We start from the raw sequence: 23642 nt of genomic DNA, 5'->3' as shown, positions 1-23642 counted from the left end.
GTAAGTGATTACTTAATATCCTGCGTAGACGGTGACAGAGCCAAATGAAATTTATTTTCTGGATTCTGCTCACCGTGTTTCAGCGCTCAGGCACGCTTGGTGCTTTGAGTGAAGTGAGTCCCGGGTTTTCCCGGTTAATCCAGGAGCAAGAAGCTAATGGCACTAAATCTTCAAGACAAACAAGCGATTGTTGCTGAAGTCAGCGAAGTAGCCAAAGGCGCGCTGTCTGCGGTTGTTGCGGATTCTCGCGGCGTTACCGTAGGTAAAATGACTGAACTGCGTAAAGCAGGTCGCGAAGCTGGCGTTTACATGCGTGTTGTTCGTAACACCCTGATGCGTCGTGCTGTTGAAGGTACGGATTATGAGTGCCTGAAAGAAGCGTTTGTTGGTCCAACCTTGATTGCTTTCTCTAGCGAACATCCGGGCGCAGCTGCTCGTTTGTTCAAAGAATTCGCGAAAGCGAACCCAGCATTCGAGATTAAAGCAGCAGCCTTTGAAGGTGAGTTTATTTCAGGTGAAAATATCGATCGCCTGGCAACACTCCCAACTTACGAAGAAGCAATCGCACGCCTGATGGCAACCATGAAAGAAGCCTCTGCAGGCAAACTGGTTCGCACTCTGGCTGCGCTACGCGATCAGAAAGAAGCTGCTTAATAGCCTATTTCCTTCGTTGCTTTTTAACGTATAAACTTTTTCTGAATTTTAGGAACACTTGTTATGTCTATCACTAAAGAACAAATTCTGGACGCAGTTGCAGAAATGTCTGTAATGGACGTTGTTGAACTGATCACTATGATGGAAGAAAAATTCGGCGTTTCTGCTGCTGCAGCTGTAGCTGTTGTTGGCGGTGCTGCTGAAGCCGTTGAAGAAAAAACTGAATTCGACGTAATTCTGTCTAGCATTGGCGCTAACAAAGTTGCTGTAATCAAAGCAGTACGTGGCGCAACTGGCCTGGGTCTGAAAGAAGCGAAAGACCTGGTTGAAAGCGCACCAGCTGCTCTGAAAGAAGGCATCAGCAAAGACGACGCTGAAGCTCTGAAAAAATCTCTGGAAGAAGCTGGTGCTTCTGTTGAGATCAAGTAAGATCAGTTTTAAGTTTGCAGCCTGACTTTAAAGGCTGATGGCTGGCGATTTTTAATCGCCAGCCTTTTTGCGCTGTAGGGAGTTAGTAGCATTTCACACTGTTTGGCTGCTAATCAACCCAAAATACTCTTTCCTATTGACGACTTAATATACTGCGTTCTCAGCTACGATCCACTCGGGTAGCTCGGTAGTCAGGTAGCGCAATGAAATGATTTAAGAGTAATAGCAATGAGTATTACGGAAAATATTCTATTTTCTGTTCGAACAAATAGTGTTGCAGAGTGCTGTCCTAAAGGGCGGGCAGAGTGGGTCACTGATCAGCGAGCTGAGGAACCCTATGGTTTACTCCTATACCGAGAAAAAACGTATTCGTAAGGATTTTGGTAAACGTCCACAAGTTTTGGATATTCCATATCTCCTTTCTATCCAACTTGACTCGTTCCAGAAGTTTATCGAGCAAGATCCTGAAGGCCAAAATGGACTGGAAGCGGCCTTCCGTTCTGTGTTCCCAATTCAGAGTTACAGCGGCAATTCCGAGCTGCAATATGTAAGCTACCGTCTTGGTGAGCCTGTTTTTGATGTGCAAGAGTGTCAGATCCGTGGTGTGACTTATTCCGCACCGCTGCGCGTTAAACTGCGTCTGGTGATCTATGAGCGCGAAGCGCCAGAAGGCACAGTCAAAGACATTAAAGAACAAGAAGTCTACATGGGTGAAATTCCACTCATGACTGATAACGGGACTTTCGTTATCAACGGTACTGAGCGTGTTATCGTATCTCAGTTGCATCGTAGCCCAGGCGTTTTTTTTGACAGCGATAAGGGTAAAACCCATTCATCCGGTAAGGTACTGTATAACGCGCGTATCATCCCTTACCGTGGTTCATGGCTGGATTTCGAATTCGATCCTAAAGATAATCTGTTTGTGCGTATCGACCGCCGTCGTAAACTGCCGGCTTCGATTATTCTGCGTGCAATGAATTATAGTACTGAAGACATTCTGAACCTGTTCTTCAACAAAACGATCTTCGAAATTCGCGATAACAAATTGCAGATGACTCTGGTTCCAGAACGTCTGCGTGGTGAAACGGCTTCATTTGATATTGAAGCAAACGGCAAACTTTATGTTGAAAAAGGCCGTCGTATCACCGCACGTCATATCCGTCAGTTAGAAAAAGATCAGGTAGACCGTATTGAGGTTCCTGTCGAATATATCGCGGGTAAAGTCGTCGCAAAAGATTACATCGATCAAAATACGGGTGAAATCCTCTGCGCTGCTAACATGGAGCTCTCTCTGGATCTGCTGGCGCGTCTGAGCCAGTCTGGTCACAAAACCATCGAGACTCTGTTTACCAACGATCTGGATCACGGTGCATACATCTCCGAAACTCTGCGTGTTGACCCAACCAATGATCGTCTGAGCGCGCTGGTTGAAATTTACCGCATGATGCGTCCGGGTGAGCCACCAACACGCGAAGCCGCAGAAAATCTGTTTGAGAACCTGTTCTTCTCTGAAGACCGCTATGATCTGTCTGCGGTTGGCCGCATGAAGTTCAACCGTTCTCTGGATCGTACAGAAATTGAAGGTTCCGGTATCCTGAGCAAAGAAGACATCACCGATGTGATGAAGAAGCTCATCGATATTCGTAACGGTAAAGGCGAAGTGGACGATATCGACCACTTGGGTAACCGTCGTATCCGTTCTGTTGGCGAAATGGCAGAAAACCAGTTCCGCGTTGGCTTAGTTCGTGTAGAACGTGCTGTGAAAGAGCGTCTGTCACTGGGCGATCTGGATACCCTGATGCCACAGGACATGATCAACGCTAAACCAATTTCTGCTGCGGTAAAAGAGTTCTTTGGTTCCAGTCAGTTGTCCCAGTTTATGGATCAGAACAACCCGTTGTCTGAAATTACTCATAAACGTCGTATCTCTGCATTGGGCCCAGGCGGTCTGACCCGTGAGCGTGCAGGCTTCGAAGTACGTGACGTACACCCAACCCACTACGGTCGTGTATGTCCTATCGAAACGCCTGAAGGTCCAAACATCGGTCTGATTAACTCACTATCCGTTTATGCTCGTACCAATGAGTATGGTTTCCTTGAAACCCCTTACCGTTTGGTGCGTGACGGCGTAGTAACCGATGAAATTCATTATCTGTCTGCTATAGAAGAAGGTAACTACGTCATTGCACAGGCTAACACCGTGCTGGATGAAGAAGGCCACTTCGTAGAAGATCTGGTGACTTGCCGTCATTATGATGAATCCAGCTTGTTCAACCGTGATCAGGTTCAGTATATGGACGTTTCGACACAGCAGATCGTGTCCGTCGGTGCTTCTTTGATCCCATTCCTTGAACACGATGACGCCAACCGTGCATTGATGGGTGCGAACATGCAACGTCAGGCAGTTCCGACTCTGCGTGCTGACAAGCCGCTGGTTGGTACAGGCATGGAGCGTGCAGTTGCTGTTGACTCCGGTGTAACGTCAGTCGCCAAGCGTGGTGGTGTGATTCAGTACGTGGATGCATCCCGTATCGTTATTAAAGTTAACGAAGACGAAATGTACGCGGGTGAAGCTGGCATCGATATCTATAACCTGACCAAATACACGCGTTCCAACCAGAACACCTGTATCAACCAGATGCCATGTGTTTCTCTGGGTGAATTGGTAGAGCGTGGCGATGTACTGGCTGACGGCCCATCCACTGATTTGGGTGAACTGGCGCTGGGTCAGAACATGCGCGTGGCGTTCATGCCATGGAATGGTTATAACTTCGAGGACTCCATTCTCGTATCTGAGCGTGTTGTTCAGGAAGACCGTTTCACAACCATTCACATTCAGGAACTGGCTTGTGTGTCTCGTGACACCAAACTGGGGCCTGAAGAGATCACTGCTGACATTCCTAACGTGGGCGAAGCTGCACTGTCTAAACTGGACGAATCCGGCATCGTTTACATTGGCGCGGAAGTGAAAGGCGGCGATATTCTGGTTGGTAAAGTGACACCGAAAGGTGAAACCCAATTAACGCCAGAAGAAAAACTGTTGCGTGCGATCTTCGGTGAGAAAGCATCTGACGTTAAAGACTCTTCACTGCGTGTGCCAAACGGTGTTGCCGGTACTATTATCGACGTGCAGGTCTTTACCCGTGACGGTGTAGAAAAAGACAAGCGTGCGTTGGAAATCGAAGAAATGCAGTTGCGTCAGGCGAAAAAAGACCTGACAGAAGAACTGCGTATCTTCGAAGCGGGTCTGTTTGCGCGTATTCACTCCGTACTGGTTGCCGGTGGAGTTGAAGCAGAAAAATTAAGTAAACTGCCGCGCGAGCGCTGGTTAGAGCTGGGTCTGGCTGATGAAGAAAAACAGAATCAGTTGGAACAGCTGGCAGAACAGTATGACGAACTGAAAACTGAGTTCGAGAAAAAACTGGATGCTAAACGCCGTAAGATCACTCAGGGCGATGATCTGGCACCGGGTGTGCTGAAAATCGTTAAAGTATATCTGGCTGTTAAACGCCAGATCCAGCCTGGTGATAAGATGGCTGGTCGTCATGGTAACAAGGGTGTTATCTCTAAGATCAACCCGATCGAAGATATGCCTTACGATGAAAACGGAACACCTGTAGACATCGTATTAAACCCGCTGGGTGTACCATCACGTATGAACATCGGTCAGATTCTGGAAACTCACTTGGGTATGGCGGCCAAAGGCATTGGTGACAAGATCAATGCCATGCTAAAACAACAGCAGGAAGTTGCCAAACTGCGTGAATTCATCCAGAAAGCCTATGACCTTGGTGACGATACCCGTCAGAAAGTTGACCTGAATACTTTCACTGATGAAGAAGTTTTGCGTCTGGCTGAAAACCTGAAAAAAGGTATGCCAATCGCAACACCGGTCTTCGACGGTGCGAAAGAGACTGAAATCAAAGAGCTGTTGCAACTGGCTGGCTTGCCGACTTCCGGTCAGATCACGCTGTTTGACGGCCGCACTGGTGAGCAGTTTGAGCGTCAGGTTACTGTCGGTTACATGTACATGCTGAAACTGAACCACTTGGTTGATGACAAGATGCATGCCCGTTCTACCGGTTCTTACAGCTTGGTTACTCAGCAGCCGCTGGGTGGTAAAGCACAGTTCGGTGGTCAGCGCTTCGGTGAGATGGAAGTGTGGGCATTGGAAGCATACGGTGCTGCGTACACCCTGCAAGAAATGCTCACCGTCAAGTCCGATGATGTTAACGGTCGTACCAAGATGTATAAAAACATCGTGGATGGTAACCACCAGATGGAGCCAGGCATGCCGGAATCTTTCAACGTATTGCTGAAAGAGATCCGTTCGTTGGGTATCAACATCGAGCTGGAAGACGAATAAATCGTTTTCCCGCTGGTACTGTCCGGTATGAATATGCCGGGCAGTTTACCAGCCAGTGGTTACACTGGTCATAGGGGGGAGTGGCATGGGCCACTCACCTAACAGGTCTAACTCCGACAGGAGCCATTTCGTGAAAGACTTATTGAAGTTTCTGAAAGCGCAAACTAAGACCGAAGAGTTTGATGCGATCAAAATTGCTCTGGCCTCTCCAGATATGATCCGTTCGTGGTCATTCGGGGAAGTAAAAAAGCCGGAAACCATTAACTACCGTACGTTCAAGCCTGAACGTGACGGTCTTTTCTGCGCACGTATCTTCGGGCCAGTAAAAGATTACGAATGCTTGTGTGGTAAATACAAGCGTTTGAAACACCGTGGTGTGATTTGTGAGAAGTGTGGCGTCGAAGTGACCCAGACTAAAGTTCGTCGTGACCGTATGGGTCATATCGAGCTGGCATCTCCAACCGCTCATATCTGGTTCCTGAAATCTTTGCCATCCCGCATCGGTTTGCTGCTGGATATGCCACTGCGCGATATTGAACGCGTACTGTACTTCGAATCCTATGTGGTTGTTGAAGGCGGCATGACCAGCCTTGAGCGTGCACAGATCCTGACAGAAGAACAGTATCTGGATGCATTGGAAGAGTTCGGTGATGAATTTGATGCAAAAATGGGCGCAGAAGCGATCCAGGCTTTGCTGAAAAACCTTGATCTGGAAAACGAATGTGAAACCTTGCGTGAAGAGTTGAACGAAACTAACTCTGAAACTAAACGCAAGAAGCTGACCAAGCGTATTAAACTGTTGGAAGCATTCATTCAGTCTGGCAACAAGCCAGAGTGGATGGTTCTGACCGTTCTGCCAGTTTTGCCACCGGATTTGCGTCCATTGGTTCCACTGGATGGCGGCCGTTTTGCAACTTCAGACTTGAACGATTTGTATCGTCGCGTTATTAACCGTAATAACCGTCTGAAACGCCTGCTGGATCTGGCTGCGCCAGACATCATCGTGCGTAACGAAAAACGTATGTTGCAGGAAGCGGTTGATGCGCTGCTGGATAACGGCCGTCGCGGTCGTGCGATCACCGGCTCTAACAAGCGTCCTCTGAAATCCTTGGCAGACATGATCAAGGGTAAACAAGGTCGTTTCCGTCAGAACCTGCTGGGTAAACGTGTTGACTACTCAGGCCGTTCTGTAATTACCGTAGGGCCATACCTGCGTCTGCATCAGTGTGGTCTTCCTAAGAAGATGGCATTGGAGCTGTTCAAGCCATTCATCTACGGCAAGCTGGAACTGCGTGGTCTGGCGACGACTATCAAAGCCGCCAAGAAAATGGTTGAGCGTGAAGAAGCGGTCGTATGGGATATCCTTGATGAAGTGATCCGTGAGCACCCAGTTCTGCTGAACCGTGCACCGACCCTTCACCGTTTGGGTATCCAGGCATTCGAGCCAGTTCTGATCGAAGGTAAGGCAATCCAGTTGCACCCACTGGTGTGTGCGGCCTATAACGCCGACTTCGATGGTGACCAGATGGCTGTTCACGTACCGCTGACACTGGAAGCCCAGTTAGAAGCGCGTGCGCTGATGATGTCTACCAACAACATCCTGTCTCCAGCGAGCGGTGAGCCAATCATCGTTCCCTCTCAGGACGTTGTATTGGGTCTGTACTACATGACTCGTGACTGTGTTAACGCCAAAGGCGAAGGCATGGTTTTGACCGGTCCTAAAGAAGCTGAACGCGTTTATCGCGCCGGTCTGGCTTCTCTGCACGCCCGTGTCAAAGTTCGTATCACTGAAGAAGTGAGAGATGGTGAAGGCAATGTCACCACCAATACGGGTCTGGTGGATACCACCGTCGGTCGTGCCATCCTGTGGATGATTGTACCGCGTGGTCTGCCTTACTCGCTGATTAACCAGGCGTTGGGCAAAAAAGCTATCTCCAAGATGCTGAACACCTGTTACCGCATTCTGGGCCTGAAACCAACCGTTATCTTAGCTGACCAGACCATGTATACCGGTTTTGCTTACGCTGCCCGTTCAGGGGTATCCGTAGGTATTGATGACATGGTTATTCCTGAGAAGAAAGAAGGCATCATTGCAGAAGCGGAAGCGGAAGTGGCCGAAATTCAGGAACAGTTCCAGTCAGGTCTGGTAACTGCGGGCGAACGCTATAACAAAGTTATCGATATCTGGGCTGCGGCAAACGAACGTGTTGCCAAGGCGATGATGGAAAACCTGTCTACTGAAGCTGTTATTAACCGTGATGGCGAAGAAGAACAGCAAGTTTCTTTCAATAGCATCTTTATGATGGCTGACTCCGGTGCTCGTGGTTCTGCCGCTCAGATCCGTCAGCTGGCGGGTATGCGTGGCCTGATGGCAACACCAGATGGTTCCATCATCGAAACCCCAATCACCGCGAACTTCCGTGAAGGTTTGAACGTACTCCAGTACTTCATCTCAACCCATGGTGCTCGTAAAGGTTTGGCGGATACCGCATTGAAAACGGCGAACTCCGGTTACCTGACTCGTCGTCTGGTTGACGTTGCTCAAGACTTGGTCGTGACTGAAGATGACTGTGGTACTCACAACGGTATCTTGATGACTCCGGTTATCGAAGGTGGTGATGTTAAAGAACCACTGCGTGAGCGTGTACTGGGTCGTGTGACGGCTGAAGACGTCCTAAAACCAGGTACAGCGGATATTTTGGTTCCACGTAACACTCTACTGAATGAAAAATGGTGTGATCTGTTAGAAGAAAGCTCCGTTGACAGCGTGAAAGTACGCTCCGTAGTAAGCTGTGAGACAGACTTCGGCGTCTGTGCAAACTGTTACGGCCGTGACCTTGCCCGTGGTCATATCATCAACAAAGGTGAAGCAGTTGGTGTTATCGCGGCACAGTCAATCGGTGAACCAGGTACACAGTTGACGATGCGTACGTTCCACATCGGTGGTGCGGCATCTCGTGCGGCAGCAGAATCCAGCATTCAGGTACGTAACAAAGGTCATCTGAAGCTGTTCAACGCGAAATACGTCACTAACTCAGCAGGCAAACTGGTTATTACTTCTCGTAATACAGAACTGCGTCTGATTGATGATTTCGGCCGTACCAAAGAAAGCTACAAAGTCCCTTACGGCTCGGTATTGTCGAAAGGTGATGGCGAGACAGTGACTGGCGGCGAAACCGTTGCGAACTGGGATCCACACATCATGCCAGTCGTGAGTGAAGTGTCCGGTATCATCCAGTTCTATGACATGGTTGATGGCCAGACCATTACTCGTCAGACGGACGAATTGACCGGTCTGTCATCACTGGTGGTTCTGGACAGTGCAGAACGTACAGGTAGCGGTAAAGACCTGCGTCCGGCACTGAAAATCGTTGACGCTCAGGGTAAAGATGTTCTGATCTCAGGTACTGATATGCCTGCTCAGTACTTCCTGCCGGGTAAAGCGATTGTTCAGCTGGAAGATGGCATGTCTATCTCTGCGGGTGATACGCTGGCGCGTATTCCTCAGGAATCTGGCGGTACTAAAGATATCACCGGTGGTCTGCCACGCGTTGCGGATCTGTTCGAAGCACGTCGTCCGAAAGAGCCTGCGATCCTGGCAGAAATCAGCGGTATTGTTTCCTTCGGTAAAGAAACCAAAGGTAAACGTCGTCTGGTAATCAGCCCATTGGATGGTAGTGATGCTTACGAAGAGATGATCCCTAAATGGCGTCAGCTCAACGTATTCGAAGGTGAAGTTGCTGAACGTGGTGACGTGATCTCCGATGGCCCAGAATCTCCACACGATATTCTGCGTCTGCGTGGCGTTCACGCGGTTGCCCGCTACATCACCAACGAAGTACAGGAAGTTTACCGTCTGCAAGGCGTTAAGATTAACGATAAACACATCGAAGTTATCGTTCGTCAGATGCTGCGTAAAGTGACTATCGCGAATGCGGGTAGTTCTGAGTTCCTCGAAGGCGAGCAGGTTGAATACGCGCGTGTTAAAGTCGCGAACCGTAAGCTGGAACTGGATGGCAAATTAGCGGCTACCTTCCATCGTGACCTGTTGGGTATCACCAAGGCATCACTGGCAACAGAATCCTTCATCTCTGCGGCGTCGTTCCAGGAAACAACGCGCGTACTGACTGAAGCAGCTGTTGCAGGTAAACGTGATGAATTGCGTGGCCTGAAAGAGAACGTCATTGTTGGTCGTCTGATCCCTGCGGGTACAGGTTATGCGTACCATCAGGAGCGCATCCGCCGTCGTCACGCAAACGAAGTGGTTGAAGCGCCACCAGTCAGTGTTGATGAAGCGACTGCAAACCTTGCTGAATTGTTGAATGCAGGTTTCGGTAGCAGCAGCGATAAAGAGTAGTATCATGATGTATAGAATCATCTTCTATACACATCGCTAATCATAAAATGCCCTCTCTTGGTGGAGGGCATTTTTTATTGGATGGAAAATAAAATGAGACAAATCGTCTATGTTATTGAAGTCGCTTTATTACTGTTTTTTAGTTTCTTTTCCAATTCTGTATTAGCACAGCACCACAATTTATCAAACTATCGTTACATGGAGGTGACTAAAGACAGTGAAATATATGCTCGGGTAGGTGAACATATTGTGCAGGTTGGATTATTAAAGAAAGGTCATTTTCTAAAAGCGGCTCAGGAACAAGGCAAGCAGAACGATCATTACGAATTTCATTTTGGTAATGGTCAAGGCTATATTGATAAAGAAAATCTAAAAGAAGTCAAACAATCTGTATCTTTCAATGGTTCGCTCGCTACTCTTGATAAAAAAACTAGCGAAAATTTAATGATTTTTAAGGATATTCGGGTTTATAGCACGCCTGAAGTTAATAGTTCATCGATTGCGATTCTGAATGCTAATCTCCGCTATCCAATTTTAGACAAACTGAAAGATCCCTCATATCAGACGTGGTATGAAGTGAATCTGGGGGGTCGCGTCGGTTACATTAGTGGTCAGGATGCCGAATTGGATCATGGTATTCCTTTGCTGACTTATCACCATATTCTGAAAGATAAAGAGAACAAGCGTTTTCTCCATACCTCAACAACGACCTCTTTATCGGCTTTTCGCGAGCAAATGGATTATTTGAAACAGGCAGGTTACACCACGATTTCATTGTATGAGTTGGAAGGTTACCTGAACGGGACTCTCAACTTACCTGCAAAAGTGGTTGGTCTGACGTTTGATGATGGATTGAAATCCATTTACCGTTATGCCTACCCAATCTTGAAAAAGAATGGGCAGAAAGCGACCCTTTTTATTATTTCATCCAGAATTAAGCGGTATCCGCAGGAATGGAATTCTGAAAACCTGCAATTTATGAGTCTTTCTACATTATATGCTACAAAGGATGTGTTTGATTTTCAGTCCCATACCCACTTTTTGCATCGTCTGGGGAAAAACAAAGGACCAATATTATTCAGCCGTTCATACCACACTATTCTATATGATTTTGAACGTTCTCGTCGTGCGTTATCACAATTCAATCCCCATGTTCTCTATCTCTCTTATCCCTTTGGTGGATATAACCAGCAAGCTATAGATGCAGCCCGAAATGCAGGGTTTCATTTAGCGGTCACAACCAAACAGGGTAAAGTAAAACTGGGAGATAACCCATTTTCACTGAAGCGTTTATATATATTACGAACCGATTCTATTGAAAAAATGGAAAAAATAATTGCTAATTAATGGGATGAAATACTTTTATAACTTATTAATAATCGGATGTGGAATATGAATTATTGAATGATATGTAGTTATCCTTTTGGAATTACAATATATTTTTATTTATTATTCTGTCTCTTTATTTTTTGGCAAAAATTCTAATAGAGTATCTGGTTAATAAAGGGATTATAGATTGTAAAATGAATATTTCATTTCTTACTATAACCCCAATAATAAATTGAGCCTATTTGAGATTTTTTATCCTTTTGATAAAGGTATCTCTTGCGGTTGCTGATCCCAAGCGTTCAGCCTCATCCAGCAGATGTAGTGCTTTATCAATATCACCGTCATTAATCGCTTTCTTAATGGCGTTATTGAAATATTTTTCGGTATCACCCAGAACTGGTTTGTTTTTGGGTGCAATAGCCGGCACAACAGGTTGTAGTGCGGTAACGGCCGTCGTTGCTGTTTGCATGGAGCCGACTATGACAGGTTTTGGCGCTGGTGCTGAGAAGGCCTGACCAATCAGGACATTACCGGCATCGCGTTCTGATTTCACTTTTAGCGTTAATATTCCTGTTTCCGTATGGCGAGCCATCGGATCAGGAATATTAGGTACGGCATTACCTACTCCCTGAGCATAGGCTTTAGCTGGATCGACCATTTGTGTAGATGACTGTAAATCAGCACGGGTGGTATAAACCAGCAGGTAAATTTGCTGTTGCCCTAATGCGGGGGTTAATTTTAACGTCCCTTCAAGCCTGTCAACTGACATGATGCCCGGTCGTTGATATTGAAAATAATGACTTGGGTAAAAGGCTGCGGGGCGCAATTGCTCATCAAGTACTAACACATTAGGCGAATAAACCTGCTTATCCTTTATCAGGCTATTCAGGGTGATCTCTAATGCACCCTGATTGGCTGGCAATGCAAATGCAGCTACCGCTCCTTGAATATCCCCTTCATGAATCCGGGATGATGCACTATTCAGGATAATAGTCTGTGTGGCATGAGTATTAGCTGGCAACCACTTTAATTTCTGTAAGGACGATATAGTCAGCGCAGGTGCTGTGGTATTGTGCAGTTTGCTATCGGGCACAACTATATTGTCAGAACTGTCAGGCATTGCTGTATCAGGTGCTGCATAGCTCGCTGCGGGAAGTGCATAGCAAAGCAGAGTACTGAGACAAACTGAAAGCAGTTTTATTTTCATTGTATTAGCCTTGTCTGAATCCATTACCACCAAGCTTCGAATTGGGCGCCAAAGGTGAATTCATCACTGTTACCACGGCTGAAACGATGTGATGACGAATCACTGTAGGCAACACCTTTCGTGTAACTGCCATTTTTGTTTGCATAGCCCCATTTTTCATCCCATTTGGCATAAGTTGCAAACAAACGGATTGCTGGGCGTGACCAGATACTGTCACCTGCCTGCCATTGCTGTGCCAGCGTGATTTTGTATTGATTGTTGGTGTCTTTGGTGCGTTGAGATTTCACATTATCATAGCCGACTTCCAGCAAAGTACTCATGATGGGCGTCCATTTGTACATTGGGCGGACACCAACGGTGTACCATGTGTTGCCGTTGCGATTATCGCGATCTATATTCTGATACATGGCCAAATACATCAGATCCCATTTATCCGTAATATTGATAGCACCATGATTCAGGATGCGTAACATATTCCCATCATTATTTACGCTGGCACCTTCTGAATGACCACTATTGTAGGAAGTCATGGCATCAGTGGCGTACTGTACGACAAATTTATTAAAGCCACCTAACATGCTTTGAGTATGTTCAGCTGTCAGCATTACACCATCTTTAGATGCTTTTTGATCCAGATGGTAACCCTTGCGTGCATTGGCACGTCCATAGTCGATGCCAAGCTCTAGAGTGCCGCCTTCATTCACCTGTAAATTAGCCAGTCGTACGTCGAAAACATCATTGGAAGTCGGAATTTCATCGCGTTTATCGGCGATCCAGCCAACCGAACCACCGGATTCCGTATTGCGGGTCACGGCAAGGGAAAGTTTACCAAATCCCAAATCAATATCCTGTAGACCTGCTCCAGGGCCGGAGATGTCCCAGTAGTAAAAATCGATCATATGCACATCGTGTCGCTGGTAGAAACGCTTACCTGCCCATAGCGTCGAACCAGGCAGCCAGTCAATGACGTTACTTGCCTGAACGTTGACTTCGCGGAAAGCTGGGTTGGTTGATTCCCAGTCATCTTTCTGTGCAACGGAATAGGCCACATTGGTATCAAAATAGAAACGCTTGTTACCCTCTTTCCATAACTCTTGCCCTAATTTTAGTTCTGCATAGGTTTCACACTCATTACCCAGACGGTATTTACTCTGTGCACCGGTACTTTGGACACATTTCTGTTCTCCTCCTTTACCTGCCCAGCCAATGCCAGAACGGGCATAACCGTGGAACTCCACCGCAGTGGCCTGCATGGATAACAAACCAGTCAGTATGGCCAATGAAAGAGGTAAGATACGCATAATGATTCTCCTGTTATTTTTTATGGCACGGGTTCAGACTCCGGGCTCTTTATGCAAACGCTGACATGCAGTGCCATCTTCGCGGAATAGATGACAGCGATGGGGAGCTAACCCGATAGTGAAGGTTGCTCCTTCTTCCACGAGAACAACATCAGGCTGGCGGTAAACCAAATTTTGGTGAATTGCAGGTATGCGGATGTGAACCTGAGTTTCATTCCCCAGTTGCTCTACGATTTGCACTGTTCCTTCCAGCGTTACGTCGGCCACATCATTAGGCAACAGGTGTTCGGGGCGGATACCTAGAGATACATTGCTACCGACAGTGACATCCTTACTTTCAACGGGTAGCCAGACAGGCTGCCCGTTAGGCAAAATAATCTGTACTTGATCGATTGCTGTGGCAGAGACTTTGACTGGTAGGAAATTCATCTTTGGGGAACCGATGAAGCCCGCAACAAAACGGTTGGCAGGGTAGTGATAAATTTCGAGTGGCTTACCGACCTGAGCAATGTTGCCTGCATCCAGAACGACGATTTTATCCGCCAGAGTCATGGCTTCGGTTTGATCATGCGTAACATAGATCATCGTACGTTGCAGGCGTTGATGCAGGCGTGAAATCTCAATGCGCATCTGGACACGCAGCGCAGCATCCAGATTGGAGAGTGGTTCATCCAGAAGAAATATATTCGGTTCAGCGACCAGAGTGCGGCCAATGGCAACTCGCTGACGCTGCCCTCCAGATAGTGCTTTGGGGCGACGATCCAACAGATGGGCGAGCTGAAGAGTTTCTGCAACTTGTTGAACTCGCTTCTGAATATCGCTTTTTTTGATCCCGGCCAGTTTCATGCCGAATGACATATTGTCAGCAACAGACAAATGGGGGTATAGCGCGTAGGATTGAAAAACCATACCTACACTGCGTTTGGCAGGAGGAACATCATTCATTCGCTGCCCTGCTATCAGTAAATCACCGGAGGTAATGTCTTCCAGACCTGCAATCATCCTTAACAGTGTTGATTTTCCACATCCTGATGGACCAACAAAAACAACAAATTCCCCTTCTTCAATCTCAAGGTTGAAGTTTTTGGAAATGACAGTTTCACCATAAGTCTTAGATACATCGCGGAGTGTGACGCTGGACATGTGTTCCCCTCGGAGTTGCCACCCTAGTTTTATGTTTGTAGTAAAAAACTTAGTGAAAAACTGGTAGCAAAATTGTGTGCAAAATAACAGGAATAAAAATCCTCCATCCCATAATTTTTTATGGGGGAGGCATAAGGAGGATGAGATTAATGTGATTGGGATATTCTGTGAAAAATCACTGAGCAAGATGTGATTTTAATCCCAAAAATCGATGTCTCTTTAAGGTTAACATACTGATTTTCAGTATTTTTGTAATCAACTTCACACTCATTTGTGGTGAGGCGTAGAACAGGGGAGGATGAGCTTGCTTTCTGTTGATTGCACACTGGGAACCATTTTCTAGCGGTGTAACGAGAAATTCATCTTGAACCTGCAAACGACGAAAAGGACGGAATGATGACAAAAACAACTCTGAAAGTGGGATCTCGCGCTCTGATGCTTTCCGTTTTAACAACATGGATACTCTCTGCCCCTGCTTTTGCAAAGCTGGAAGAAGGCAAGCTGGTGATTTGGATCAACGGTGATAAGGGATACAACGGGCTGGCACAGGTTGGTGAGAAATTTGCAAAAGAAACTGGCATTCCTGTTGCTGTTGAGCATCCCGATAAATTCGAAGAAAAATATTCTCAAATAGCAGCGAACGGTGATGGACCAGATATCATTTTCTGGGCGCATGATCGTTTTGGTGGCTATGCCCAATCTGGTTTATTGGCCGAAGTGACACCTGACCAACCGTTCATGGACAAGTTATTTCCTTTTACCTGGGATGCGGTTCGTTATGATGGCAAACTGATTGGTTATCCCATTGCAGTTGAAGCGCTTTCTCTTATCTACAATAAAGATTTAGTGAAATCTCCGCCAAAGACATGGGAAGAGATCCCTGCGCTGGATAATGAACTGAAAAAGCAGAATAAAAGCGCAATCATGTTTAATTTGCAGGAACCTTATTTCACTTGGCCACTGATTGCTGCTGATGGGGGCTACGCTTTCAAAGTGGAGAATGGTGCTTATAACACCAAAGATAGCGGCGTGAATAATGCGGGTTCCAAAGCGGGAATGCAATTCTTGGTTGATTTGGTGAAAAACAAACATTTGAGTGCTGATATCGATTACTCCATCGCTGAAGCCGCCTTCAATAAAGGCAAAACAGCAATGACCATCAATGGCCCGTGGACTTGGACGAATATCGACAAAAGTAAGATCAATTATGGTGTTACTTTATTACCAACCTTTAAAGGAAAACCCTCTAAACCGTTTGTTGGCATCTTAACCGCCGGAATCAATGCAGCTAGTCCTAATAAAGAATTGGCGAAGGAGTTTCTGGAAAATTATCTGCTGACCAACGAAGGCTTGGCAACCGTGGATAAGGACAAACCGTTGGGGGCTGTGGCGCTGAAATCTTATCAGGATATCCTTGCGAAAGATCCACGTATTGCTGCCACGATGGCAAATGCTCAGCAAGGTGAAATTATGCCAAATGTTTCGCAAATGAGTAGTTTTTGGTATGCCATGCGCAGTGCTGTTCTTAATGCAGTGAATGGTCGGCAATCTATTGATGCTGCGCTTAATGATGCAGAAAATCGAATAGCTAAATAAACGAATAACAGGTTCCTGATTTTATACCCAATAGATTTCAAGTTGCCGCTTTGTTGGCGGCAATTTGAAAGATGAATGGTATAGAAGGAGCGTTAGTGTCTATTGGGATAGGCTCTTAGTAACAGGAAGTGCATGATGTCAGCGAGATTGGACAAAACAGAATGGTGGTCGCATCCTGTCCTAAAATGGTTCGGAGTCAGTCTGTGCCTATTTTTTACCGGTTATTTGATTGTATTGATGTATGCCCAGGGTGAATATCTGTTTGCCATGCTGACACTGGTATTACTGGGAAGTGGTATTTATGTCTTTGCCAATCGTAAGTCTTATGCTTGGCGTTATACCTATCCGGGAATTGCGGGCATGAGCCTGTTTGTATTGTTTCCACTTATTTGTACTGTTGCTATTGCTTTCACGAACTATAGCAGTACAAATCAACTGACTTTTGAACGGGCTCAAACGGTGTTGATGAGTCGTCAATATCAGGCAGGTCAGACACTTAATTTCAAACTTTATCCTGAATCTGAACAGTGGGTACTGGCCTTGAGTGTTCCTGATAGCTCTCAATTACTGGTGTCTGATCCTTTTTCTTTATCTACATCTGCGGGGGAAGAGGTCATTCTGCCTTTGCATAAGCAGGAAAAGGTTTTTGAGAGTGATGCCGCTGCATTGCGAACCATAACCCAGTACCGGCAGGCGTTAGGTCAGCTTGTTACTGTTCTGCCGGATGGCAGTAAGTTACGTATGAGTTCATTGCGTCAATTCTCCGGCATACATCCCCTCTATTCCATTGGGGAAGACGGCATCACCCTGACCAATAATCAAACGGGGACAGAATACCGACCAAATATGGATACAGGGTTCTATCAAGCCACGAACGCTGAGGGCGTCTGGAGTGAGGGAACATTAAGCCCGGGATTCACGGTTTCTGTCGGTTGGAAAAACTTTTTGCGGGTTATTCAGGATGACGGTATCCAAAAACCCTTTCTTTCGATTTTTGTCTGGACTGTGATCTTTTCCCTGCTAACGGTGATATTGACGGTGGCGCTGGGTATGATCCTTGCGTGTATTGTGCAGTGGGAGGCGCTCAAAGGACGGGCAATTTATCGTGTACTGCTTATTTTGCCGTACGCTGTTCCTTCGTTTATTTCCATCCTGATTTTTAAGGGGTTATTTAACCAGAGTTTTGGGGAAATCAACCTGCTGCTTAACGGGCTGTTTGGTTTGAAACCGGAGTGGTTTACCGACCCAACACTGGCGCGAACGATGTTGATTATAGTGAATACGTGGCTGGGATATCCCTATATGATGATCCTTTGCATGGGGCTGCTGAAGTCAATTCCTGATGATCTTTATGAGGCATCGGCTATTGATGGGGCCGGGCCATTACATAATTTTTCCAGAATTACTTTTCCATTGCTGATTAAGCCGCTGACTCCGTTGATAATTGCCAGTTTCGCTTTTAATTTTAATAACTTTGTTTTAGTTCAGTTGCTGACCAATGGCAGGCCGGATCGCATTGGTACAACAACCCCTGCGGGTTATACCGATCTTTTAGTGAATTATACTTATCGTATCGCTTTTGAAGGGGGCGGAGGACAGGATTTTGGTTTGGCTGCGGCTATTGCTACGTTGATTTTTCTTTTGGTCGGGGCATTAGCCATCATTAATCTGAAAGCGACTCGTATTAAATTTGATTGAGGAGAACGGGTAATGGCGATGGTGCAACCAAAATCACAACGGTGGCGGGTAGGGGCAACACATATGTTAATGCTGTCTTTTATTGCATTGATTTTATTGCCAATGTTGATGGTGATTGCTATTTCTTTGCGACCTGGAAATTTTGCCACAGGTAGTCTTATCCCTGAAACAATTTCATGGGAACACTGGAAACTGGCGCTTGGTTATAGCGTAGAGTCCCCAGATGGACGTATCACCCCCCCACCATTCCCCGTCATACAATGGCTGTGGAATTCAGTAAAAATTGCATTCATTACGGCTACGGGGATTGTGGCTCTGTCAACGACCTGTGCTTATGCCTTTGCTCGAATGCGTTTTCGTGGCAAAAGCACTTTGTTAAAAGGGATGTTGATTTTCCAGATGTTCCCTCCGGTACTTTCGCTGGTGGCGCTATATGCGCTTTTTGATCGATTAGGTGCCTATATTCCATTTATGGGGCTTAATACTCACGGTAGTGTGATTTTTGCCTATATGGGAGGGATTGCACTGCATGTATGGACGATCAAAGGTTATTTCGAAACGTTAGATGGGTCTCTGGAAGAAGCCGCAATGTTGGATGGTGCGACATCGTGGCAAGTTTTTCGTTTGATATTATTACCGCTTTCCGTACCAATACTGGCGGTGGTGTTTATCCTGTCTTTTATTGGTGTCATAACCGAAGTTCCTGTGGCGTCACTGCTGTTGCGGGATGTAGACAGTTATACTCTGGCAGTAGGAATGCAACAGTACCTTCATCCACAAAACTCCCTATGGGGGGATTTTGCTGCCGCAGCGGTGCTTTCTGCAATCCCTATCACCGTGATGTTCCTGCTTGCACAGCGCTGGTTAGTCGGTGGGCTAACATCAGGGAGTGTGAAGGGATGATGATGTTCAGTTAAAAAGCTAAACCACCATCGATAGTTGTTCTATCGATGGTGGTTTAAGTGATTACGGAATTTACCTTCGGTACTCTCCTACCGTTTGAAGTAATTGGTTGATATGTTCATCTTGGAACATAGCTTCCAGCGTAATGCTTAGTTTGCGCCGCCAGTTGGGATACTCTGTGGACGTTCCCGGAATATTGACGGGGAGTTCCATATCTAGCCAGTCTTCGGGCTGCAATCCCAATAAGGCACTGGTGCTGTGGGCAATGTAGTGATGTATGTTTTGATTGATAGAGGCTGACATCGGAGCTGGCGTGTCTGTCATACTCAGTGATGCAGATGAATAACCATGGCGGTTCAGACCGTCCAATAACTTCTGCTTACAACGCTTACGTTCATCATATAACCCATCAAGTAGAGTTTTATCTGGGTATAAGCCGATCGATTCCCCCAATATCAAATCCTTGTTTTGCCAGAATCCGCGTAATGTAGGTAAATCATGGGTAGTAATGGTTGCCATTGCCTGCGTGGGGTACTCATCGGGTGAGCGGAATTCTCCGTGCCCATCCCGTTCAAAATAGAACACCTTATAGGAATAGACACCTCGGGTATGTAATTTGCCGACAATTTCTTCTGGCACGATCCCTAAATCTTCGCCAATCACCATACAGTGATGGCGTTGGCTTTCCAGCGCCAGTATCGCCAGCAAATCGTCAACTGGATAATGGACATAAACCCCTTTATCGGCAGTTTCTCCTTGTGGTATCCACCATAGTCTGAGTAGTGACATAACGTGATCAATACGTAATGCCCCGCAGTGGCGCATATTGCTACGCAGTAATTCAATAAAAGGCTGATAGGCTTGGACTCGTAATACATGGGGGTTTATCGGAGGTAAGCCCCAGTTTTGTCCGAGTGGGCCGAGTATGTCCGGTGGTGCGCCAATAGATGCCTTGGTGCAATACACCGTTCGGTTGCACCATGTTTCTGAGCCGCCTTGTGCAACACCAACAGCCAAGTCACGATAAATGCCGATGGGCATATGATTGTGCTGGCTTTCGGTAAAGCAGCCAGCTAATTGGGTATCGGCCAGCCATTGTAACCAGAGGAAAAACTCCACTTCCGGCCAATGTGACTGGCAGAATTCTTTCACCGTATCGCTATCAGGTTCACGATATTTTTCTGGCCATACCGGCCAGCCCCAGTAAGCGCTGTCTTCGTCGTAGAGTTTACGGTGCAGAGCATCATAGGCTGCTTGAGAATAAAGGCTTTTACCACCTTTGGTAACAAATTGTTGAAAAGCAATATGCAGGGGATCTGTAGCGGATCGGGTTTGAAACTGTTGATAAGCCAGACGCAGCGCTGTTATTTTTAATGTCATCACGCTGGTGTAATCGACTAATCCTGTTTGGCGGACATGCTGGAGCTTGAGTTGAGTTTCCGGCAATCGCCACCATTTTTGAGCTTCGACACTGTATGTGAAATCTTCTACTTGGTTCACATCAATATAAATGATATTGAGCCAGTGACGGGAAGAAGGGCTGTAGGGACTGGCGTCTTCAGGCATGGCTGGATACATGGCATGAAGTGGATTCAGGCCGATAAATGCGCCACCCCGTTGCGTCAGTTCTTGCAGCATATATTTCAAATCGCCAAAATCGCCGATTCCCCAGTTATTTTCTGAACGCAAGGTATAGAGCTGGATACAGGCTCCCCAGAGTTTTTCGCCATTTATCAGTGTCTCTGGCTCGTAGCAACGTTCTGGCGTCACAATAATCTGCATAACCGGGTGTTGGCTATGAGGTTCTGTTACTGATATTGATTTTACTGGCATTAATGTCAGTGTGTGATAGCCCAGAGGGAGGTTGGTCGGCAGAGTGATTTGATATTGGCAGTCCCCTTGAAATGTCTCTCCTTGCTCTGTCTGTATTTGCCATCGATAATTTTCTGTACTGCTCAAAGGTAAAGTGATTGTCTGACCTTGAGTCATCACTTTAACCACAGGCAGGGTAAGAATAGATGCATCAGAAACCGGCCTATTGGCCGGTGGGTCTGTATACATGGCTGCCAATATCCGATGCCGAATTTCGGCAGGGATAGCCTGCGGTTTCCCGTAGGCATTAATATATTCGGCGGCTATGCCAGCCTCTGTTGCCAAATTGTCGAGGTGTTTATTTTCCATGATGAACCTTATTTGGCCTGCCAGATACGCTGTTGGTAATCTTGAATAGCTCGGTCAGAACTGAATTTACCCATGCGGGCAGTATTGAGAATAGTACTGTGTGTCCAGTGTTGAGGATTACGGTATAGGGTATCAATCTGCTTATGGGCCTGGCAGTAGGAGTCAAAATCCGCCAGTACCAAATAAGGATCACCGCCATCAACCAAGCTATGCAGCATGAGATTGAATGCTTGTGTGTCTCCGTGGCTGAATTCACCACTGGCAAGTGCATCCAGTATGCCTTGTAGATGAGGGTTCTGCTGGAGGATGTGCCGTGGATTGTAGCCACTTTTCAGTAAGGCTTTTGCTTCTTCAACATTATTCCCGAAGATAAAAATATGATCATTGCCGACTTGTTCGGCGATTTCAACATTGGCGCCATCTAACGTACCGATGGTCAGTGCACCGTTTAAGGCCAGTTTCATGTTGCCTGTACCGGAGGCTTCTTTACCTGCGGTAGAAATTTGCTCTGAGACATCGGCGGCTGGGATCATCAATTCTGCGGTGGAAACGTTGTAATCGGGAATAAAGGCAATTTTGATACGATCACGGACGATCGGATCATGATTGATCTTTTCAGCCGCATGGTTAATGGCTGAAATAATATTTTTTGCCAGATAGTATCCCGGAGCTGCTTTGGCACCAAACAGGAAGACGCGGGGGTGGACATCCAGTGACGGATTTTCCTGAATCTGCCGATACAGTGAGAGGATATGCAGCAGGTTCAAATGTTGGCGCTTGTACTCATGCAGACGTTTTATCTGCACGTCAAAAATGGCGTGGGGATCAATCTTAAGCCCCATGACTTTATTGACGTAGTTGGACAACCGGATTTTATTTTCCTGTTTGATGCTGCGATAAGCTTCGCAGAAAGCTGTATCGTTGGCATAAGGTTCGAGTTGTTTCAGGCTCTCAAGATCATTAACCCATTCATGATTCAAGGTTTGGTCAATCAGTGAGGAGAGTGCTGGATTGCACTGTTTTAACCAGCGACGCGGTGTGACGCCATTGGTTACGTTATGGAACTTTTTCGGCCATAAGTGATAATACTCTGGAAACAGATCCGTCACGATTAGGGATGAATGCAGTGCTGCCACACCGTTGACAGCAAAACAGGCCACTACGCAGAGGTTAGCCATTCTTACCTGATTTCCGTGAGTAACGGCTAATTTTTCCCACACCTGTTGATTGCCGGGCCAGGTTTGCTCCACGGTTTTCTGGAAGCGACGGTTGATTTCCTGAATAATGCGGTGATGACGTGGCAATAGTTCACTGACTAGATGCTCATCCCAACGCTCTAAACCTTCTGGTAGTAAAGTATGGTTAGTATAGGCGAAAGTCTGCCCCGTAATTTCCCATGCGGTTTCCCAATCCAATCTGTGCTCATCCAGCAGGAGACGCATCATTTCAGGGACGGCGATAGTCGGGTGGGTATCGTTAAGCTGGATAACTTCGTAGCGTGGTAATTCTTCCACCTTGCGGCCCGCCTGCTGATGACGACGCAGAATATCGGCCACCGCACAGGCACACTGGAAATATTGCTGCATCAGGCGCAGGCGTTTTCCGTCCTGATGGTTATCGTTCGGGTAAAGCACTTTGGTCAGGCTGGTGGCTTCGATGCCTTGTTGTTCAGCATTCAGAAACTGCCCGTCATTGAAAAGTGACAGATCAAAAGGGTTATCGTGTGTTGCCTGCCACAGGCGCAGGGGTTGTGTGACGCCATTACCATAGCCAACGACCGGCAGATCCCAAGCTTCGCCAATCAAGGTAAAGGCAGGAAGCCAAGTTTCATGACCTTCGTCTGTCATCACGATTTTCCCGCCAAAACCCACGTCAACTTTCAATTGGGCATTATGGCGAAACCACGGATAGGAGCCTTGCTTCCAGTCATCAGGTGCCTCAATTTGTAATCCTTGATCAAAGGATTGCCGGAACAGGCCATACTGATAATTAAGGCCATAGCCTGTTGCGGGTTGATCAATCGTTGCCATTGAGTCAAGAAAACAGGCTGCCAGCCGACCCAGACCACCATTGCCTAATGCAGGATCAGCTTCTTGTTCAAGTAAATCACTCAAAGTCAGCCCATCCTCTGCCAGATAAGCCTGAACATCGTCATACCAGCCAAGATTCAGCAAATTGTTGGCTGTCAGACGGCCTATCAGAAATTCCATCGAAATATAGTTCACATGACGCTTAGAGTTATGCAACTGATGACCATGGTTCGGGCTGGAAGAGGGAAGTAATTCTAATAGTGCAGCACTGATGGCCTGCCACCACTGATGTGGGGTCATTTCCTGTGCTGAACTAAGGCCAAAGCGCTGCCACTGGCGTGTAAGCGCGGCCTGAAAGACGGCTCTATCTAATTTGGGCTGTTGCATGAAGTCTTCATCCTGTCACTGAATAAGGAAAATATGGAGGTGATTTATCGGGATATGCTGA

Annotated in this window: 13 protein-coding genes; 8 read left to right on the top strand and 5 right to left on the bottom strand. The window is 46.6% G+C overall.

The window, feature by feature from the left end; translation table 11 throughout:
* The first annotated feature begins 156 nt into the window (after positions 1–156).
* The 5 genes from rplJ (at position 157) to XBJ1_RS17295 (ending at position 11153) form a co-directional block, all read left to right on the top strand.
* On the top strand, positions 157–654 hold the full coding sequence (rplJ, locus tag XBJ1_RS17315; RefSeq protein WP_012990337.1) for a 50S ribosomal protein L10: 498 nt from the start codon (positions 157–159) through the stop codon (positions 652–654).
* Between the two features lie 63 nt (positions 655–717).
* Complete coding sequence (gene rplL / locus XBJ1_RS17310; protein WP_012990336.1) at positions 718–1083, top strand: 50S ribosomal protein L7/L12; 366 nt, start codon at positions 718–720, stop codon at positions 1081–1083.
* 337 nt (positions 1084–1420) lie between these two features.
* The gene (gene rpoB, locus XBJ1_RS17305) at positions 1421–5449 is read left to right on the top strand and encodes a DNA-directed RNA polymerase subunit beta (protein ID WP_012990335.1); all 4029 of its coding nucleotides are present in this window, start codon (positions 1421–1423) and stop codon (positions 5447–5449) included.
* A gap of 130 nt (positions 5450–5579) precedes the next feature.
* A complete protein-coding gene (rpoC, locus tag XBJ1_RS17300) occupies positions 5580–9806 on the top strand; it encodes a DNA-directed RNA polymerase subunit beta' (protein WP_012990334.1) in 4227 nt (1408 codons plus the stop codon).
* A 93-nt stretch (positions 9807–9899) separates the two neighbouring features.
* On the top strand, positions 9900–11153 hold the full coding sequence (locus XBJ1_RS17295; protein ID WP_012990333.1) for a polysaccharide deacetylase family protein: 1254 nt from the start codon (positions 9900–9902) through the stop codon (positions 11151–11153).
* A 220-nt stretch (positions 11154–11373) separates the two neighbouring features.
* On the opposite strand, the gene malM is transcribed toward XBJ1_RS17295, so the two are convergent.
* From malM to malK, 3 genes are read right to left on the bottom strand one after another with little or no spacing between them, the layout of a single operon-like run.
* On the bottom strand, positions 11374–12342 hold the full coding sequence (gene malM / locus XBJ1_RS17290) for a maltose operon protein MalM (RefSeq protein ID WP_012990332.1): 969 nt from the start codon (positions 12340–12342) through the stop codon (positions 11374–11376).
* A gap of 23 nt (positions 12343–12365) precedes the next feature.
* Positions 12366–13643: a maltoporin gene (locus XBJ1_RS17285; RefSeq protein WP_012990331.1), complete on the bottom strand. Its 1278-nt coding sequence runs from the start codon at positions 13641–13643 to the stop codon at positions 12366–12368.
* Between the two features lie 33 nt (positions 13644–13676).
* Entirely contained in the window at positions 13677–14786 is a 1110-nt protein-coding gene (gene malK / locus XBJ1_RS17280; protein WP_038199458.1) for a maltose/maltodextrin ABC transporter ATP-binding protein MalK, read from the bottom strand.
* Positions 14787–15182: 396 nt separating this feature from the next.
* Here malK and malE point away from each other — a divergent pair, with 396 nt between their 5' ends.
* The 3 genes from malE to malG all read left to right on the top strand — a co-directional run bounded on the left by malE (position 15183) and on the right by malG (position 18983).
* Positions 15183–16382 (top strand): maltose/maltodextrin ABC transporter substrate-binding protein MalE, encoded by a 1200-nt coding sequence (gene malE / locus XBJ1_RS17275; protein WP_012990328.1) that lies wholly within the window; start codon positions 15183–15185, stop codon positions 16380–16382.
* Between the two features lie 135 nt (positions 16383–16517).
* Positions 16518–18080 carry a maltose ABC transporter permease MalF gene (gene malF / locus XBJ1_RS17270; RefSeq protein WP_012990327.1) on the top strand — a complete coding sequence of 521 codons (1563 nt, stop codon included), beginning with the start codon at positions 16518–16520 and terminating at the stop codon, positions 18078–18080.
* Positions 18081–18092: 12 nt separating this feature from the next.
* Positions 18093–18983 carry a maltose ABC transporter permease MalG gene (gene malG, locus XBJ1_RS17265; protein WP_012990326.1) on the top strand — a complete coding sequence of 297 codons (891 nt, stop codon included), beginning with the start codon at positions 18093–18095 and terminating at the stop codon, positions 18981–18983.
* 72 nt (positions 18984–19055) lie between these two features.
* Here the strand turns inward: malG and malQ are convergent, their stop codons facing one another.
* Both malQ and malP read right to left on the bottom strand, forming a co-directional pair.
* The gene (malQ, locus tag XBJ1_RS17260; RefSeq protein ID WP_012990325.1) at positions 19056–21164 is read right to left on the bottom strand and encodes a 4-alpha-glucanotransferase; all 2109 of its coding nucleotides are present in this window, start codon (positions 21162–21164) and stop codon (positions 19056–19058) included.
* An 8-nt stretch (positions 21165–21172) separates the two neighbouring features.
* Positions 21173–23581 carry a maltodextrin phosphorylase gene (gene malP, locus XBJ1_RS17255; RefSeq protein ID WP_012990324.1) on the bottom strand — a complete coding sequence of 803 codons (2409 nt, stop codon included), beginning with the start codon at positions 23579–23581 and terminating at the stop codon, positions 21173–21175.
* Positions 23582–23642 lie beyond the last annotated feature (61 nt).

Origin of the sequence: Xenorhabdus bovienii SS-2004 (genome assembly GCF_000027225.1) — a bacterium.
Lineage (GTDB): Bacteria > Pseudomonadota > Gammaproteobacteria > Enterobacterales > Enterobacteriaceae > Xenorhabdus > Xenorhabdus bovienii_C.
Note: the sequence above shows the minus strand (reverse complement) of the source record. Positions and strands in the feature narration are given on the sequence as shown.

What these genes read in the sequence shown, in the direction of transcription:
- rplJ (WP_012990337.1), top strand. Translation starts at nt 157, where the DNA reads ATGGCACTAAATCTTCAAGACAAACAAGCGATTGTTGCTGAAGTCAGC.
- rplL (WP_012990336.1), top strand. Translation starts at nt 718, where the DNA reads ATGTCTATCACTAAAGAACAAATTCTGGACGCAGTTGCAGAAATGTCT.
- rpoB (WP_012990335.1), top strand. Translation starts at nt 1,421, where the DNA reads ATGGTTTACTCCTATACCGAGAAAAAACGTATTCGTAAGGATTTTGGT.
- XBJ1_RS17295 (WP_012990333.1), top strand. Translation starts at nt 9,900, where the DNA reads ATGAGACAAATCGTCTATGTTATTGAAGTCGCTTTATTACTGTTTTTT.
- malM (WP_012990332.1), bottom strand. Translation starts at nt 12,342, where the DNA reads ATGAAAATAAAACTGCTTTCAGTTTGTCTCAGTACTCTGCTTTGCTAT.
- XBJ1_RS17285 (WP_012990331.1), bottom strand. Translation starts at nt 13,643, where the DNA reads ATGCGTATCTTACCTCTTTCATTGGCCATACTGACTGGTTTGTTATCC.
- malK (WP_038199458.1), bottom strand. Translation starts at nt 14,786, where the DNA reads ATGTCCAGCGTCACACTCCGCGATGTATCTAAGACTTATGGTGAAACT.
- malE (WP_012990328.1), top strand. Translation starts at nt 15,183, where the DNA reads ATGACAAAAACAACTCTGAAAGTGGGATCTCGCGCTCTGATGCTTTCC.
- malF (WP_012990327.1), top strand. Translation starts at nt 16,518, where the DNA reads ATGTCAGCGAGATTGGACAAAACAGAATGGTGGTCGCATCCTGTCCTA.
- malG (WP_012990326.1), top strand. Translation starts at nt 18,093, where the DNA reads ATGGCGATGGTGCAACCAAAATCACAACGGTGGCGGGTAGGGGCAACA.
- malQ (WP_012990325.1), bottom strand. Translation starts at nt 21,164, where the DNA reads ATGGAAAATAAACACCTCGACAATTTGGCAACAGAGGCTGGCATAGCC.
- malP (WP_012990324.1), bottom strand. Translation starts at nt 23,581, where the DNA reads ATGCAACAGCCCAAATTAGATAGAGCCGTCTTTCAGGCCGCGCTTACA.